Below are 19038 nucleotides of genomic sequence, written 5' to 3'. Positions count from 1 at the left end.
AGCGAAATCGAGGTGCTGCTGCGCGCCCGCCAGGTCTATCTGACCGACGCCCAGGGCAAGCCGCGCTTCCTGAAGCCAGGCGAGAGCTACACGCAGACGGCCACGTTCGCGATCCCGACGTCCATCAGCGGCAACTTCAACCTCATCGTCAAGGCCGACACCGGCGTCTTCAAGGACTTCTACAACGAGGTGCCCAGCACCATCCGGACGGGCCTGCCCGTCATCCGCGAGACCGGCACCAACGGCGTGCTGGAGTTCAAGGACGAGGCCAACAACACGGCCAAGCTGGCGCTGCCCATCACGCTGGCCACGCCGCCTGACCTCCAGGTCACCAGCGTCACTGCGCCCGAGGCCGTCATCGCCGGCCAGAACTTCACGGTCGCCTACAAGGTCGAGAACCTCGGCGGCAAGACGCCGGTGGACCAGGGCACGTGGTACGACATGGTCTACCTGTCCAAGGACCGCTTCCTGGACCTGAACAAGGACCGCTACCTCGGCTACGTGCAGCACGGCGGCGGCCTGGCCGCCGGCGGCAGCTACACCGGCAGCCTCACCTACACCGCGCCGCGCGACCTGGAAGGGCCGTACTACGTCTTCGTCGTCACGGACCCGGCCCGCATCTGGGGCAGCGGCGAGACCGGCCAGGTGCTGGAGTTCGGCAAGGACGACAACAACAACGCGGCGGCCGTGCAGCCCATGCGCATCGAGACGCCGCCGCCCGCCGACCTCGTGGTCACCAACGTCGTCGTGCCGTCCAGCGCGAAGGTGGGCGACGACGTCGAGATCACGTTCACGATCCAGAACACGTCCATCAACCCGGCCTACGGCCGCTGGACGGACGCGCTCTACCTGTCCGCCGACAACAACTGGGACCTGAACGACATCGTGCTGGGCAAGGTCGCCCACGTCGGCGATCTGAACAAGGACGGCAGCTATACCGCCAAGCTCACCGCCAAGCTGCCCGCGCTGAAGGACGGTAACTGGCGCGTCATCGTGCGGCCCGACCTCTACAACGAGGTCTTCGAAGGCAAGATCACCTACACCGAGACCGGCGTCAACCTGCCGCCGGGCGAGGCCAACAACCGCACGGCCTCGGGCGCTGCGCTGCGCGTGGAGGTGCCCGTGCTGACCGTGGCGCAGACGCTGGCGACGACGTTGACCGATGGCCAGACCCAGGTCTACAAGGTCAGCGTGGGCGCCGGCGAAACGCTGCGCGTGCTGCTGGATTCCACCGCCTCGACGGGGGCCAACGAGGTCTACATCCGCTGGAACGAGGTGCCCACCGGCAGCTTGTTCGACGTGGCCTACAGCAACCCCGTGTCGCCCGACCAGTCGCTGCTGGTGCCCACCACCAAGGCGGGCGACTACTACATCCTCGTGCGCTCGCGCCAGGGAGGCGTGGCCACGCCCGTCACGTTGCGCGCCGACCTGCTGCCGCTGTCCATCACCAAGGTCACGCCGGACCAGGGCGGCGTCGGCGACGACGACCACCGCTGGGTCACCATGGACATTGAAGGCGCCCGCTTCGCGGCGGGCGCCCTGGTCAAGCTGGCACGCCCGGGAGAGTTCGAGATCGAACCCGAGCGCTGGCAAGTCCTGGACGCCACCCACATCCGCGCCGTCTTCGACCTGCGCCACGTGCCGATGGGGCTGTACGACGTCGTCGTCACCAACCCCGACGGCTCGCGCGTCGTCGAGCCCTACCGCTACCTCGTCGAACGCATGATCGAGGTCGACGCCGCCATCGGCGTCGGCGGCCCGCGCAACATCGAGCCGGGCGATGCGGCCACCTACAGCGTCAGCCTGCAGAGCCTGACCAACGTCGACACGCCCTACATCCGCTTCAACGTCGGCGCCACCGACATGGGCAACAGCGAGTACGTGCTGGAAGGCCTGTCGCTGCCCTACGTCGTCTTCGGCACCAACATCGGTGGCCGGCCCGACGGCGCCATCGCCGCGGGCGATGGCAACAACCAGGCCTATGGCACGACGCCGGTCACCGGCGTGCGCGCCGATGTGCCGTGGGCGTCGCTCGACGGCATGACCAACACCAACGGCTGGAACCTCGCGCCCGGCTACGCCTTCGACCTGGCGGCCAACGGCTTTGCCGGCGCCACCTTCAAGGTGCAGACCTATCCGGGCCTGGCCGAGTGGATCAACTACGACTTCGAGGGCCTGCGCGACAAGCTCTACGCCATCCGGCCCGACTGGAAGGCCAGCGGCATCCTCGATGAGGGCGTCACCGGCCTGGACAAGATTTCCAAGGGCCTGACCAAGAAGTTCCTGTCCAAGGACCCGCAGGAACACATCACCGAGGAAGAGGCGCTCGCCATGCCCTTCCGCTTCGACACGCTGGCCAGCGTGACGACGCTGACGCGTGCCGAGTTCGTCGCCGAGCAGACGGCGCATGCCAAGCGCCTGCGCACCGCCATCCTCGCCGACACCACGGCGCCGAGCACGCTGGCCGTGCTGGCCGCCGATGAGGCGCAGTGGGTCAAGGGTTGGCTGGGCGCGCTGGAGACGACAGGCCTGTTGCGCCCCGAGGGCCAGGCCCCGGCCATCCGCAGCGACGAGCTGGTGCTGAGCCTGAACGCCACGCTGGCCACCGGCATCCTGCTGGCCAAGGGCGGCGACAGCTACCGCACCCAGGCCGACCTGCTGGGCTTCTTCGCCAAGGTGCAGCAGTGGTACGGCGACACGGCCAAGTACGCCGGTGACCGCGACGCGGCACACGCGCCGGTCGACTACGTGGAAGTCCGTGAGCTGTCAGACGGCGGCACCGTCGAGGTCCCCGTGCCCGTCGCGCCCAACGCGGCCGACTACGACCAGCATGCGGGCCAGTCGACCCACTTCATCAGCTTCGACGTCTTCGCCGGCAACCGCGCCGAGCTGGAATACCTGCGCCACATCGGCGTGCTGGACGAAAAGTTCCGCCCCGTCGGTCCTCAGGCGCTGAACCTGACCAACTACCTGCAGCAAGCCGCACAGGCCCAGGCCAACGCCGGTGCCACCATCAGCGTGCGCGGCCCGCAAGCGCTGCCGGCGGCCAACGGCTCGACGTATGTGCCGACCGACTACGCGCTGCCCTACACGCTGTCCTTCACCAACCCGACCAGTGCGCCGGTGGGGGAAATCCGTCTCGTGACGGCCATCGACCCCGATCTGGACGCGCGCAGCCTGCGCCTGGGCGACCTGAAGATCGGCGACATCAACATCCATGTGCCCGACGGCCAGGCCGTCTTCCAGGGCGACTTCAACTTCACGGGCGCCGCCGGCAAGGGCTATGTGCTGCGCGTCAGCGCCGGCATCGATGCCGAGGCCCGCGTGGCCACCTGGCTGCTGCAGGCCATCGACCCCGACACCGGCGAGGTGCTGCATGACCCCGCCCGCGGCCTGCTGCCGCCGGACGCGAATGGCAAGGCCACCGCGGGCTTCGTGTCGTACACCATCCGTGCCAGCGACCTGGCACGGACTGGCGCCAACATCACCGCCGCGGCGCGGGTCTTCTTCGATGCCACGCCGCCCATCGTCAGCGCGGCCGTCAGCCACACGCTGGATGCCGACGCCCCGGTGACGACGCTGACCGTCACCAGCAACGGCAACAACGCCGGCGGGCAGCCGACCTACAAGCTGAACTGGAAGGCCGTCGACGACGCAGCCGGCGTCAAGCATGTGACCGTCTACGTCGCCGAAGACGGTGGCGACTTCAAGATCTGGCAGCGCCAGGTCGCCGGTGCCGAGAGCACCGCCATCTTCACGGGCCAGGCCGGCAAGCACTACGAGTTCCTGGCCGTCGCCACGGACAACGCCGGCAACCGTGAGGCGGCCAGCGTGTCCAACGCCGTGCTGCCGGACGACGGCAGCCGCAGCGAGGCGCAGCAAGGCCTGGGCGTCACCGAGACGCTGGACGCCAGCGCCGAGCTGCCCGCCGCGGCGCCGGACCGCAGCTACACCGCCAGCGACCTGTTCGCGCAGGCGGCCCAGCAACTGCCCGGTTTCGTCATCACGCCGGCCCTCGGCGGTCTCGGCAGCGACCTGCAGTCGGTGCTCGCCCCGCTGCAGCTGCGCGGCTTCGCCAGCGGCTTCACGGCCAGCCAGGGCGACGTCGGTGCGCTCGCGATGGTCGAGCTGGCCGATGGTTCGGTGCTGGCCAGCGCGGGCAACTATCGCAACGAAGTGTTCCGCTTCGGCAAGGACGGCGGCCGCTCCGTGCAGCCGCTGTTCACGACCACCGCGGCCATCCTCGACATGGCGCTGGACGCCGTCGGCAACCTGTGGGTCATGACCGGTGTCGAGCTGTTGATGGTCGACGCCAGCTCCGGTGCCGTCGTGAGCCGCACCCGCGCGCCCGCCGGCGAGCCGCTGACGCATGCGCTGGCCATCCAGCCGGGCACGGGCCTCATCTATGTCGCCAGCGGCAACGGCGTCGAGATCTTCGACCCCACCGCCGAAGCCAACCGCGCCTGGACCCACTTCAGCAACACCCGCGTCGGCGATCTCGCCTTCGGGCAGGACGGCCGCCTGTGGGCGGTGCGCTGGACCGGCAGCGACGTGCGCGGCGCGCTGCCCGAGGCGACGACCGACATCGTCAGCTTCCCGATGAGCGGCGCCACCAAGGGCCGCGCCGAGCTGGAGTACCGCCTCGCCGGCCTCGTCGACAGCATCACCTTCGGCAAGGCCGGCACGGGCCTCGCGGGCCTGCTGCTGGCCAGCAGCAACACGCCGCAGCGCCCCGTCGCGGCAGATGGCAGCAGCACTGCCGCGCACACCGGCGCCGTGTGGGCCGTCGAGCTGCGCAGCCGCCGCGCGCTGAAGCTCGCTGAAGGCGGCACCCGCGGCGAGAGCATCGTCGCGACTGCCGACGGCCGCATCCTCGTCGCCGAGACGAACCGCATCGACGAGCTGGCGCCCATCAAGGCGCCCAAGGTGGTCACGGCCAGCGTGGCCGACGGTGCGCTGGTGCCGCTGCCGCTGACGCAGCTGGCGGTCAGCTTCGACCAGCCGATGTGGACCGGTGCCGACGGCGCCGACACCACCGGCGTGACGTCGGTGCTCAATCCGAACAGCTATCGGTTGGTTGCCACCGGCGCGAACAGCAATCTGACGCTGCTGCCGGAGAGCGTGCGCTGGGATGCCGCCAGCAAGAGCGTCATCCTGACCCTGCCCAACCTGCCCGCGGGCGGCTGGCGCCTGGAGGTGAATGGCAACCTGCGCAGCGCGCAGCAGATCGCGCTGGGTGACGACTGGGATCTGGTCTTCACCGCCGTGACGGACATCTCCAACCTCGTGCGGCTGGAGTTCGTCGATACGCGCGCCGACCGCCTGACCGGCGCGGTGAGCTACGACGTCAGCGTGACCAACATCGGCGTCGACGACCTCAAGGGTCCGCTGATGCTGCTGCTCGACCCGGGCCGCTACTTCGGGGGCAGCATCACCGGCGCGGCACAGGGCGACGGTGCGCAATCGGAGCTGTGGGTGCTGGACCTGACGGCAGCGCTGCAGGGCGGCGCGCTGAAGACCGGCCAGACGCTGGGCCGCCAGACGGTCTCGGTGCGTCCCGCGTCCAGCTTCGGCACGACGCCGGGTTCGGGCACGCTGGTCAAGTTCAACCTGGGCCATGGCGTCTATGCGCTGCCTTACGACAACACACCGCCCGTGCTGGGCCAGCGCGAGCCTGACGGCGCCATCGATCTGACGACGCCGGGTCTGCCCAAGGCCACCGTGGGTCAGGCCTGGAGCGCCGACCTGGGTGCGCAGGACGTGGACGGCCGCCTGTTCTTCTGGGAGATCGTCAGCGCGCCCAAGGGCATGACCATCGAGCAGGATGCGCGCGTCGAAAGCAGCGCCAGCGGCTACGGCAACCGAGCCACGCTGAAGTGGACGCCGACCGCCAACGACCGGGCCGACAGCGTGGTGCTGGTGCGCGTCATCGACAGTCGCGGTGGTGTTGCGCTGCGGCGCTTCACGCTGGAGGTCGCCGGCGCGAACCACGTGCCGGTGCTGGGCCGCATCAGTGATTTCGAGCTGGGCGAGGGCGAAACCCTGCGCCTGCCGCTGGTTGCCGGGGATGCCGATGGCGACACCCTGACGATGCTGGTGCGCAACCTGCCGCCGGGTGCCGTCTTCGACGCCGCCACGGGCGAGCTGAGCTGGACGCCGGGTTACGACCAGGCGGGCGACTACCGCGACATCACCGTCGTCGTCAGCGACGGCAAGCACGAGGTGACGCAGCGCTTCAACGTGCGTGTCACGCAGGGCCTGGCGCAGCCGGTGTTCCCGCGCGTGGCCAGGCAGGTCGTGCGCGAGGGCGAGCGCATCAGCCTGCAACTGCCCGGCAGCCTGCCGGGCGCGGGCCTGCAGTCTGATGGCGCGGAAGTCCGCCTGAGCTGGTCCGCGGAATGGCTGCCGCAAGGCGCCACGCTGGACAGCGAAACCGGCTGGTTCAGCTGGCAGCCGGCATTCACGCAGGCCGGCACCTTGAAGCTGCCCGTCACGCTGCGGGCCTACTACCCGAGCGTGGGCGGCGAGCTGCCGCGATACGCCCAGGTGACGCAGGAGATCGAGTTCCAGGTGCTCAACGCCAACGGTGCACCGGTGTTCGATGCGGCGCAGACCTGGTCGGTGCTGGAAGCTCAGCCGCTGCGCATCAGCGTGTTTGCCTTCGACCCGGACAACCCGACGTTCGAGCCGCGCGTGCGCCTGACGGCGGGCGGCCCCGCTACCGGGCCCGAGACGACGGCTGCGACGGTGAGCTACACCGTGACCGGCCTGCCGCCGGGTGCCAGCTTCGACGAGCAGACCCTGGAGATCCTGTGGACGCCCGGCTATGCGCAGGCGGGCAGCTACAGCGTCACCGTGAAGGCCACCGACAACGGCGACGGGACCGGAACGCCGTTGAGCAGCCAGATCGTGCTGCCCATCGTGGTGAACAACGCCAATCGCGCGCCCGAGATCAAGGACGTGACGAACGCCTTCGTCGACCGCGGTGCGGTGCTGGAGATTCCGCTGGAGGCGACCGATGCCGACGGCAACCCGCTGCAGCTGACCGTCAGCGGACTGCCGAGCTTCGCAACCTACACGCAGACGCTCAACAGCGCCGGCAAGCTGACCGGCGTGGTGCGCTTCGCGCCGGGCATCGGCCACCGCGGTGACTACACGGTGACCGTGGCCGCGCAGGACAACGGCGATGGCGACGTCAACCAGGTCATCGCCGTTGCGAAGAGCTTCGTCGTCACCGTCAAGAGCCCCAGCGAGGCGCCGGTCATCACGATGCCCAGCCGCGTCGTGGCGGTCGCCGGCACCGAACTGCGCGTGCCGATCGTCGTGTCCGACATGGACCAGGACGCGCTGACCTACGCCGCCACCAACCTGCCGGCCGGCGCGCGCATCGAGACCGATGCCCGCTACGGCCACGCCATGCTGGTGTGGACGCCCGCCGCCGGGCTGAGCGGGGACTTCGACATCAGCTTCGCGGTGACCGATGCCGGCCTGCCGCCGGCCGACGCCGGCTACGTGGTCGACCCGCAGAACCCGCCGGTGCCCAACACGTCGGTCAAGGATCTGCGGATCTCCGTGCGTGCCAGCAACGCCGCGCCGACGCTGTTCGCCATCGCGGCCAGCGGCGGCGCCGTGCAGGGCGATGCGCTCGCCGGCACACGCACCGTGGTCAAGGTCGACGAAGGAACGCCCCTGACGGTGGACCTGTCGGGCCTGGACACCGACCTCGACCTGCTGCACTGGACCGTGGAAGGCCTGCCGGTCGGTATGCAGTTCGCGCCCGCCGCGGCCAGCGGCGGCCAGACCCGCCTTCAACTGCGCTGGACGCCGGGGCTGTTCGCGGCCCAGAGCGACAACCAGAACGGGGCGGCGCCGGGGCGCTACCTGTTGAAGCTGACCGCCAGCGATGGCAGCGCCAGCTTCACGCGCGAACTGGAGATCGTTGTTGCCAACGTCAACCAGGCGCCCGTACTGTTGCCGATGCCGCTGCAACTGGTGCCGGAAGGTCAGACGCTGTCGTTCACGATGCGCACGACGGACGGCGACAACGACGCGACGCAGATCGCCCTGGTCTACGACGCAACCACGCCGCAAGGGGTCTACTTCGATGCCGCCAGCGGCTACTTCGAATGGACGCCTGGCGCCGACATCGTCGACAACCAGGACGCCGAGAGTCGCGCTTACACCTTCACCTTCCGGGCGACGGACGGCCAGGCCACCGTCATGCGGACGGTGCAGGTCCGCGTGCTGGACGTGAACCAGCCCCCCGAGATCCGCACCGCCAGCCACGCGCTGCTGGTCGGCCAGAGCTTTGAGCTGCCCGTCGTCAAGGGCGGCAGCGCACCAACCGGCGTCATCGCCGTCAGCGACCCGGATGGTGCCGCGCAGACCTCGGCGCTGACGGTCAGCTTCCGCGGCCTGCCCGAAGGCGCCGTCTACGACGCGACCGATGGGCGCCTGCGCTGGACGCCCGGCCCCGGCCAGGTCGGCGACTTCACCGTCCTGGCCACGGTCAGCGACGGCAGGAACACCAGCACCGAGAGCTTCGTGCTCCGCGTGGTTGCCGACGCTGCGGCGAACGCGCCGCGGTTGCTGGTCAACCTGACGCCCAGCACCCCGGTGCTGCCGGGCCAGGTGGTGCTGGCCACGGTGCGTGCCGATGCTTTCAGCCCCATCGCCAGCACGCTGGTGCAGGTGCGCGGCACCGGCATCGGCCAGGGCGACTGGACGACCGTGGCCCTCGACGGGCTGGGCCGCCTGCGCCTGACGCCCACGGCGCCGGGCCTCATCGAGATCCGCGTGACCGCGCTGGACGTCGATGGCTTCTCTGCCACGAGCACGCAGACGGTTCGCGTGCGCGACCCGCAGGACAGCGCCGCACCGACGCTGGCTTTCACGGGCGCGCTGTCGCCGGAGCAGACCGGTCTGGCGCCGGCCATCATCGGCGCTTCCACGGCGTTGACCGCACGGCTGGCCGACCTGCAGCTGATGGGCTATGTGCTGGAAGCCGCCCCTTCCAATGGCGACCGGGTGGACGAGTCCGCCTGGCGCATCGTGGCCAGCGCTTCGCTGGCGGCGGTCACGGTCAACGGCGAGCAGACGCTGGCGACGCTGGATCCGTCGCAATGGGCCAATGGCGTCTACGTGCTGCGCCTGCGCGGCTGGGACCTGGCCGGCCGCACGACCGAAATCAGCGCGCGCATCCTCGTCGACTCGGCCACCAAGCAGATCGTCAAGTCCGTGGCGACCGACGCGGTCTTCCACCTGGGCAACCACGATCTGGCGCTGGCCCGCTCGCTGGACAACGCGGGCCGCGGTGATTTCGGCAACTGGACGCTGCCGTTGCTGGACACCCGCCTCAGCCACGACCAAGCCGGCGCCGACAGCCTCGGCGCGGCCGCGGCCTGGCGCACGGGAGCGCGCGTGTGGCTGCAGGCGCCTGCCAACCTGGCCGACGCGTCGGCGGGCACGGCCTACCTGAGCTTCACGTTGGGCACCATGGCCCAGGCGCTGGGCACCGATGCGGCATCGCCGCAGGTGTTGCGCCCGGTGTTCACCGGCACGGCCGGCTGGAGCCTGAAGGCGCTGGACGCCGATCCGGACGTCGCCGTCGCGCTGCAGGCTCAGGGCCTGCGCCTGCTCGACCGTGCCACCGGCCTGCCCTGGCAGCCCAGTGGCTACGAACTCACCGGCCCTGACGGGACGGCGTATCGCCTCGATGCACGCGGTGTCGTGCAACGCGTTCGCTTCGCCGACGGCCAGCAGTGGCTGGTCAGCGATGCCGGCGTGGCGCTGGTGGGCAGTGGTGACGTGGGTGAGCGCATCCGCTTCGAGCGCGACAGCACCGGCCGCATCGAGCGCGTCATCGGCCGCGAGGCCGGCGGCGATCAGGCGGCCTACATCTACCGCTACGACACGCAAGGCCGCCTCGTGCTGGCGCGCAGCCTGTTCGGTGCCGGCAGCCTGAACCAGAACATCGGCTACCGCGCCGACGGCAGCCTGCTGAACACCACCGGCGCCGTGGCGCTGGGCGGCGCAGCCACATGGCTGGCAGGCGTCGGCACGGCGACGAACAGCTGGAGTGGCAACCTCGCCGCCGGCACACCGGTCCACTTCACGTTCAACACCCGTGACAGCGAGCTGGCCAGCACCGTCAAGCGTCCCGGCGCGGCGGGAGCCATCCTGTATGCGGTCGAGACGAGTGCCGGGACGACGTTGTCGGCCGAAGGCGCCATAGTCGTCGGCCAGGCCAGCATCGGTGGCAAGACGGTCACGCTGCTGCGGGTGACCGAGGCCGGTCTCAAGTTGCTGAGCCTGAGCGGCACGGGTGCTGCGTCGTTGAAGATCAGCGTGGCCGGTGACATCAACCGCGACGGCAAGATCGACGGCACCGATACCGCGATGTTCGGCAACGCCCAACCGGGCACCGACCTGAACGGCGACGGCACGACCAACGACACCGACCGCCAGATCGCCTACGCGAACTATGGCTGGCAGGCCAACCTCGCACCGCTGGCGGGTGCGCCCGCCACGCTGAAGAGCCATCAGGACCTGGACGCCACGATGGCGCTGGACGCGGTGGCCTTCGACCGCGAGGGGGACCGCCTGTACTGGCAGGTGCTCAGCGCCGAGCATGGCGTGGCCACGCTGGGGGGCGACGGCAAGACACTGCTGTTCAAGCCGGACGCCGGCTTCACCGGCGACGCCATCGTGCGCCTGCAGGCCGATGACGGGTACTCCACGTCGGCGCCCATCGAGCTCAAGGTCAGCGTCAGCGACGCCAGGCTGCTGCGCATCCACATCGAGCGACTGCCGACGCTGGCGCTGGGCAACAGCGCGCAGATGCGCATCACCGGCGACTTCGCCGATGAATCCGGCGTCACGCTGAGCGGCCGCTACCTGACGTACACGAGCAGCAACGACGCCGTGTTGTCGGTCGATGCCAACGGCTGGCTGCGCGGCCAGACCGCCGGCACGGCCACCGTGAAGGTGGCGGCACGCGGCATCGAGGGCGTCAATGCGTTCACGGTGGATGTCGATCCGGACGCCCCGGCCGAGCGAGACGGCCTCGAAGTGGACGTCTATCCGCGCGCCATCACGCTGGTGAATGGCGGGCAGCGTCAGTTGCGCGTACGTGCGCCAGACAACTCGCCGCTGCAGACCGCTGCCAGCGGCACGCGCTACTACATCGCTGACCCGACGCTGGCCACCATCACGGCCGACGGTCTCATCGTTGCCAAGGCCGAAGGCACGACCCGCATCAGCATCATCAACGGTGGCAAGCAGGTCGACCTGACGCTGTTCGTCACCCATGCCATGCTGGGCGAGGCCACCGTCACCGCCGACGGTGTGGTCGCGCAGGACGCCGCCGGCAACCAGCTGCTGGTTGCCCAGGGCGCGCTGCCCACCGGCACGAAGGTGTCCATCCAGTCCAAGGACCTGGGTGCACTCGACATCCCGCTGCCGGCCACCAACGTGCTGGACGCCATCGGCGCCTGGGACATCGACCTGGGCGGCCAGAAGTCCAACCTGCCCGTGCAGCTCGCGCTGAAGGTGCAGGGCAACCTCGCGGCCGGGACCGAGGTCTTCTTCTGGCGCAAGGGCACCATCATCGACGGCGAGGGCGTGTCGCACGACACCTGGTGGCTTGTCGACAACGGCTTCATCGGTGCGGACGGCATCGCCCGCACCTCCAGCCCGCCGTATGGGGGCGTGGGCTCCGGCAGCCAGCTCGTGGCGACCGTCCGCAAGGAGACGAACCACGACACCGGCGAGGTCGAGGTCAAGGGCGTGTTCATCAACTGGGACGCCATCTGGGCCCAGCAGATGATGATCGCCATGGCGCCCAGCGCCATGATGGCGGTCGCGGCCATGGGCATCTTTGCCTCGTCACCGTCGCCGGTCTATTCGATCAAGTACCGCCTGGATGGCAGCTTCCAGCGCCAGGTGCCCACGTCGGCCTTGAAACCCGACACCATCAACCGCGAGTTCCCGCCCGCGCCGGGCGACAGCGAGACGGCACCGGTCATCACGGGTCTCACCTACGACCAGGGCACGCAGCGCCTCACCGTGGAAGGGCTGAACTTCGTGCCGTCCGGCTCGGCGCGAGGCAACTTCTCCTACAAGGTCTGGCTGATGCCGCGCGGCGATGCGCTGCAGGAGCCGAGCTATCCGGGCACCCGCCCGGAGCGCGGCCTGGTCTGGCAGGGCTATGACGCGTTCCAGTGGAGCAGCGGCGGCAAGCAGACGCTGGAGGTGACGCTGCCCGAGGGCATCGCGCTGTCGCAGCACTTCGTGTATGTCGAACGCATCGCGCTGGCGCCGGACAACAACGGCGTGGTCGGCGGCATGCCGGAGACGTCGGAGTCGCGCCTGGCCGAACTCTGGATCCGCTACAACAACTACGACGCCGACCGGCGCAACGACAGCGACACGCTGGTGACGACGGCGAACGCCATCAACGTGTTCCAGGGCCCGCCGCGCACCGACGTGCCGCAGAACACGCCCGACCCGATCGCGCTGATCAAGCGCATCACGGCGGATGAGACGGGTGCGCCGCTGAAGCTGTTCGGCGGCTATGCCAACCAGATCATCTTCAGCCAGGACGGCACGATGGCCTTCATCGCCGCTCAGGGCGGCAAGATCCACGTCTACGACCCGTTGACCTACCAGATCTTCTACACGCTGCGTGTGGACGGCGGGGCCAACCAGATCTCCAGCCTGGCGGTCAACGACGGCTGGCTGTACGTGGCGGAGGGCAGCAACTACGGCGGTGGCGGGCGCATCACGCGCATCAACATCGACCAGACCTCCGAGCACTTCCTGAAGAAACAGGAAACCATCCGCGGTTTCAGCTTCGTCGACGCGCCGCTGGGCTTCATCGACATGGCGGTCAGCGCCGGCCGCTACCTGGCCGTGACGGCACCCAAGGAGCGCATCCCGCTGACCAATGGCGGCATCACGCAGCGCGGCAACGTCTACGTCATCGACCTCTACGACACCAACGAATGGGGTGAGATCGAGGGCTGGCCGGTGAAGATGAAGATCGACACCGCCTACAACGCCAACAAGGGGCCGCAGTTCATCACCGCGGGTGCGCGTGCGGGTGAATTCCTGCTGTCCGACGCGAAGGCCTACAACCGGGGCGTCAGCGGCGTGACGTTCGCGCTCGGCGAGGGCGGCAAGCTGACGGGCGAGTCCACCCAGGTGGCCGCCTGGCTGTCACCGAAGGAGTGGGATTCCGGCTACCTGCAGCGCAAGCACCAGATGAACATCCAGCGTGCGGCCGACACGGTCATCGCGCTGTATGGCGATGAAGAGTACGCGCTGGTTGCCGACTACAACTTCCTGTTCAACGACGTCCACTTCGTGGACTACGAGAACTACGGTTTCGGCAAGCAGATCGGCGGCAAGATCGGCGTCATCCAGGACCCGTTCGGCAAGAAGGGCGCGCCGAAGTACCTGGGTGCGACGACGCCCATCCCGGGCGGCAGCATCAAGGAGCTGTCGCTGTCCGAAACGGGCAGCCTCTTCGCCGAGGTCTGGATCGACGAGAGCCAGTCCATCGGCAGCGGGCGCATGTACAAGTCGCTGTTCGTCTGGAATGCGGGCGCGCTGATCCAGGCAGCCCTGGAGGCCCAGGGGCGCACCATCGCATCGCCGTTCGACCGCAGCGTCGGCGCGCGCGATCAACGTGTCGCACCGGGTCGCTACGACGAGTATTCCTCCGGCGAGATGTTTGGCTGGATCTACGGCCTGGGCAACTTCGCGGAGAAGGAAGACATCGTCACGCTGGAGAAGCAGGTGCTGCCGCCGGCACCGCCGCCGGTCTACAACAACGACTACACGGTCGAGATGGTGACGTTCACCGACCGGCCGATGGACCCGCCCACGACGGTGGCCGGCGTGCTGGCGACCAAGGTGGGGGCGTACTTCCTGGGCGCGGTCAGCGCGCTGGAGGTGGGCCTGCGCCGCAGCTTCGGCTTCGACGATGCCGACGCGCTCAAACGCATGAACCGCGCCCGCGAGCTGGCCGACTCGGTCAGCTACGCCGGCAAGGGCAATGCGCTGACGCGCGGCCTGGCGATGTTCGCCGAGGGCATGATCAAGGGCATCGCCGACGTGCCGCTGCTGGCGGCCGACACCGTGCTGCGCACGGCGCACGTGCTGGCCTATGCCGCGGCGGGCGGCGAGGGCGAGATCGTCGAGCTGCCACCGATCAGCGACCTGGCCCGCGGCTTCGACGAGGGCAACGTCTCGCGCCTGGAACTGCTGATGGCGCCCATCATGCAGGTGGCTCAGCGCAATCCGCTGGTGTCCGCCGCGATGACGCTCAAGGACCAGCTGGAGGCGACCATCGGCTACATCGCCGGCAACGTCGAGCTCGACCAGCTGATCGCCACCAGCTTCGGGGCGGCGGCCAGCCAGCGCGACCTGCGCGTGGCGACCAAGAACTACCAGGCCGCCGTGGCCGCCGAACGGGCCGGCAGCTTCTCGGGCGGGCTCAAGGAGCTCACGCGCATGGAGCGCGAGCTGAACAGCCTGGCCGACGTGGCCAACCGCAAGGCGCGCGATCTGGTGAAGGCGCTGCAGGACTTCTCCGACCAGCCGGGCAAGAAGTCCGCCGACCCGACGATCCGCAAGGGCCGTGATGCCGCGGACCGCAACACGCCGCATTCGGAAGGCAACGCGCTGGCCGACGAGCAGAACAGCGTGCCGGCCTGGGACATCAGCACCGCGGTCGACCGCGTCAAGTTCGTCGAGTCCGTCAACACGCTGCGCGACCGCGGGGCCTTGGGAACCAAGGACAAGGTGGTCAAGGTTGGCGTGACCAAGGACGGCAACGTCTTCACCGACATCGAGCTGGGCCATCTGGTCGATTCCGAAGGCAAGCCTTTGGTGGTGCGACTCGAGGAAACACCGGACGCCCAGGCGATGAACCGTGACGGCAAGCTGCCGCTGGCGATCTACGAGATCCAGCGCAAGTACGCCTCGGACGACAACAACACGGTGCTGACCTGGGATCAGCATTTCGCGCAGAGCCAGAGCGGTGTCTTCCTGATCCGTGTGCCCCAGAACACGTTCAACAAGGGCATGGATGCGTTGAGCGCTGCCACCCTGCACGAGTTCACCGAGCTGCGCCGCCTCTACGCGGCCTTCCAGGAGAACCGCGGCATGACGGCCAAGCAGCTGGAAGCACACATCGAGAAGTACCACGACGAGGCGGCCAATCTGTCTGACGACATGATCTACGAGGAGAAGCTGCGCCAGCAGGAGGAGGCCGACGAGGCGCATGTGCAGGGGCCGGCCCTGCGCGCCCAGGACCCGAAACTCAAGGCCATGGTGCAGGCGCATGAGGACCGCGTGCTGTCCGAAGTCCGGGCCGACAAGGCCCGCTTCAAGGACGCCTGGGACCAGGTGTCCATCAAGGCCCGGGTCAAGGACGCCAGCGGCAATATCGTCGAGGTCGAGATCCGCCCGGACGTGCTGGGCCTCAAGGTGGCGCAGGACGGCAGCCTGACGTTCGAGATCGTGGATGCCAAGCTGAGCCAGATCAAGGACTACACCGATCCGAAGGTGAACCTCACCGGAGCGCTGACCAAGGGCCAGAAGGTGGCCTTCCCGGCCATTGCGCGCGGCGACCTCGTCGACTTCAGGTTCGTCGAATCGCAGAACGCCCCGCTCAGCCCCGAGTTCCGTGCGTTCCTCGCCAAGAACGACATCAAGGTGGGCGAGACCGTGCTCGACGGTGCGCAGATCAGCCGCGACGTCATCATCGCCACCGCGTCTCACCGCTTCGATAACACGGGCATGCCAATCCGGCCGGACGAGAAGTTCGATCTGGCCCCGGGCAGTACCGACCCGCGCCAGAACCCGGGCAGCGTGGCGAATGCGCGCGCCTATCTGGACGCCAATTTCACCTTCGTCTGGGCCAAGTACGACGCGAGCACGGCCAAGCAGCAGATCGACGAACTGCCCGATCTGTTGTCGACCGTGGCGCTGGACACCTCGCATTTGCAGGTCATGGTGGAAGCCGCGCGGCAGTACTGGATCGCGGCCGGGGCGGATGCGTCGCGGCTGGCCCAGGTCCAGGTCGAGCTGCAGCATCTGCCTGCTGGTGAACTGGGTCAGGCGGAAGGCAGCCGCATCAAGCTGTCCGCCGATGCCGCGGGCTGGGGCTGGTACGTCGACCAGACGCCATTGCAGTCGGAGGAGTTCGAGACTCGTGGCGGCACGCTGGTGCTTCGTGCCGGCGAAGGGACGCGCCATCACGTGGACCTGCTGTCGGTGCTCATCCACGAGATGGGCCACACGCTGGGCCTGGTCGATCTCGAGCCCACCGGGTTCGTCATGTCCGGCACGTTGCAGGCCGGCGAGCGTCGCCTGCCGGATGCGAGCCTGTTGTCCGTGAAGGTGGAGCTGGCGCAAGCCGCGCCGCCGCGCACGGCACTGCGCATCGCAGCGCCGGCACCCGCCGCTGCGGCTGTGCCCGCCTGGCAGGCTGTCGCAGCCACCTCGGCGTTGGTCGGCGGCGGGCTGACGGACGGCCCCAACGCGGCATGGACTACCCGCGGCGCGGTGGATTGGGTCGTCGGTGAGGGCGCCGTGCTGCGCGAGCATGGGCGTGCGCAGAGCCATCTCGGCCAGGCCTTCGTGCTGCAGCCCGGCGAGCGTGTGCTGAGCTTCACGCTGGCGGGCACGGGCCTGCGAGACAACGGCAGCGGCCCGTCCGATGCCTTCGAGGTGGCGTTGCTGGATGCACAAACCGGCCTGCCGGCGGCAGGCCAGGTGCAGCTCGACGGCAGCGATGCGCTGATGAACCTGCAGACCAACGGTCGCGAGCGGCTGGCGTCCAGCGTCACCCGGCGGCTCAATGCGGATGGCAGCGCCACCTACTTCGTCGATTTGTCCGAGAGCCTGGTCGGCAAGTCGCTGCTGCTGTCGTTCGACCTGCTGGGCTTTGCCGCGCTGGGCAGCGCGATGACCGTGCGCGACGTGGCGTTGCTGGGCAGCATCCCGACCAGCACCAACCAGGCGCCGACGGCTGCAAGCTCGCTGGTCAGCGGCGTCGAGGACGGCACGCTGTCGCTGGGGTGGGCCAACTTCGCCGTGGCCGACCGTGACACGCTGCCCGACGGGGGCGTGCTGCAGGTCGAGATCACGGCGCTGCCGCTGGACGGCCAGCTGCAACGCCAGCAGGCCGACGGCAGCTGGGCAGCAGTCGTGGTTGGCGAGCGCTTCAGCGAAGCCGACCTGGCCGCACGCGGCCTGCGCTTCGTGCCGGCCGCCGACGCGTCGGGCGGTGCCGGCTACGCCACGCCGGGCGACGGCAACCGCCACGAGCACTACGCCCGCATCGGCTTCCGCGCCTTCGATGGCGAGCTCTACAGCGCGCCGGCCAGCCTGGTCGTCGACATCGCGGCCGTGGCCGACGCGCCCACCCTCACCGTCACCGGCGGCAACGCCGTCGCCGGCGTGGAGGACGTGGCGCTGGCGCTGCACGCCATCGTCGCCGGCCTCGTCGACAACGACGGCTCCGAGACGCTGGTGCTGACGCTGACGGGTCTGCCGGACGGCTTCCTGCTGTCCGACGGCACGCACAGCTTCACGCCGTCGGCCACGCAGCGAGTCGTCAACCTCGCCGGCTGGCAGCTGGACGCCCTCACGCTGACGCCGCCGCGCGACTTCAATGGCAGCGTGGCCCTGCAGCTGCAGGCCACCGCCCTCGAAGGTGCCACCGGCGCGTACGCGACCACCAGCCAGGTGGTGACGGCCCAGTTCGTCGCCGTGGCCGACGCGCCCTCGCTGGCGCTGAGCCCGCGCGATGTCGCCGTCAGCCGCGAGCTGCTGGCCACCAGCTGGGAGACGCCGACCAACGGCACGACGTCGTCCACCGTGCTGACCGGCCGCGTGCTGGAGGGTTGGACGATCCAGACGCCGACGACCGGCAAGACCGCCGCGTTCGAGATCTGGTCCGCCGGCGATCGCATGACCACCGTGGGTGGCAACCTCGCCATCGTGCAGCCCATGGCCGGCAACGGCAGCCAGTGGCTGTCGCTGCGCAACGGCCGCGGCAACGCGACCTACCAGACCCTCGGCGTGGAACGCAGCGTGGACACCATTGCCGGCGCCACCTACACGCTGAGCCTGGACTACGCCGGCGGCCTCGGCTTCCTGGTGGCCAACACGCAGATCGGCATCTACGTCGACGGCGTGCGCATCGCCACCCACGCTGGCACCAGCCCCAACAGCGGGCTGAACTGGCAGGCGCTGAGCTTCAGCTTCGCGGGCAACGGCGCCAGCCGCACCGTCGCCATCGTGCTGGAGGGCGGCGACACCATCGCCGTCGGCACCACCGTGCCGCAGCGCAGCGCCATGATCGACGACATCCACCTCGTCGAGACGCTGCCGGTGGGCGCGGGCGTCGTCTATGGCTTGGCCGGTGGCAGCGTCGCGCTGCCGCGTGTCGAGGCCGCGCTGGCCAACACGGCAGGTGGGGAGAGGTTGATGCTCAGCCTGCTGGGCCTGCCGGACGGTGCCACGCTGACCGACGGCGTGCGCAGCGCCGCCGGCGGCGTGACGGTGGACCTGGCCGGCTGGGACCTGACCCGCCTCAGCCTGACGGCACCGGCGGGCTTCACCGGCGAGTTCGGCCTCACGGTAGTAGCCGCCAGCGTCGAGACCAGCAACGGCGCCAGCGCCAGCGTCAGCCAGGGCTTCACCGTGCGCGTGCTGCCCGGCACCGCGGTGGCCACGCCGGTGGGGGTCAACCCCTTCGTCGTCACGGCGACGCAGGCGCAGGCCACCCAGCGCCAGGCCGGCAGCTCTGCCGTGGCCGACCCGTCGGCCGCCGCCCTGGCACTGCTGGCCGACGACCGCGGCCGGTTGGACGCCGGCGCCACACCGGCCCCGCTGCCCCGCACCGCCGCCGAGATCGCCCAGGACGAGGCCGACCGTGCCCGCGCCCTGAGCGACGCCTGGCTCAAGGAGCTGGAAGAGCGGGCCAAGGCGCAGTGGCAGCAGCTGGTCGGAGGAAAATGA

General features: G+C 69.5%; 1 protein-coding gene (only partly in view). It reads left to right on the top strand.

Going from position 1 to position 19038, the window contains the following annotated elements:
- A protein-coding gene (locus AC1Q7O_RS10960; RefSeq protein ID WP_492659443.1) for a calcium-binding protein crosses the window boundary here: on the top strand, positions 1-19038 show its 3' portion. Its footprint begins 14457 nt before the window's first position; the window shows 19038 of its 33495 coding nt (coding positions 14458-33495); the start codon falls outside the window, past its left edge; the stop codon is at positions 19036-19038.

This window comes from Roseateles sp. GW823-FHT07B05, assembly GCF_058794515.1.
This window is presented reverse-complemented; position numbering and strand designations above follow the sequence as displayed.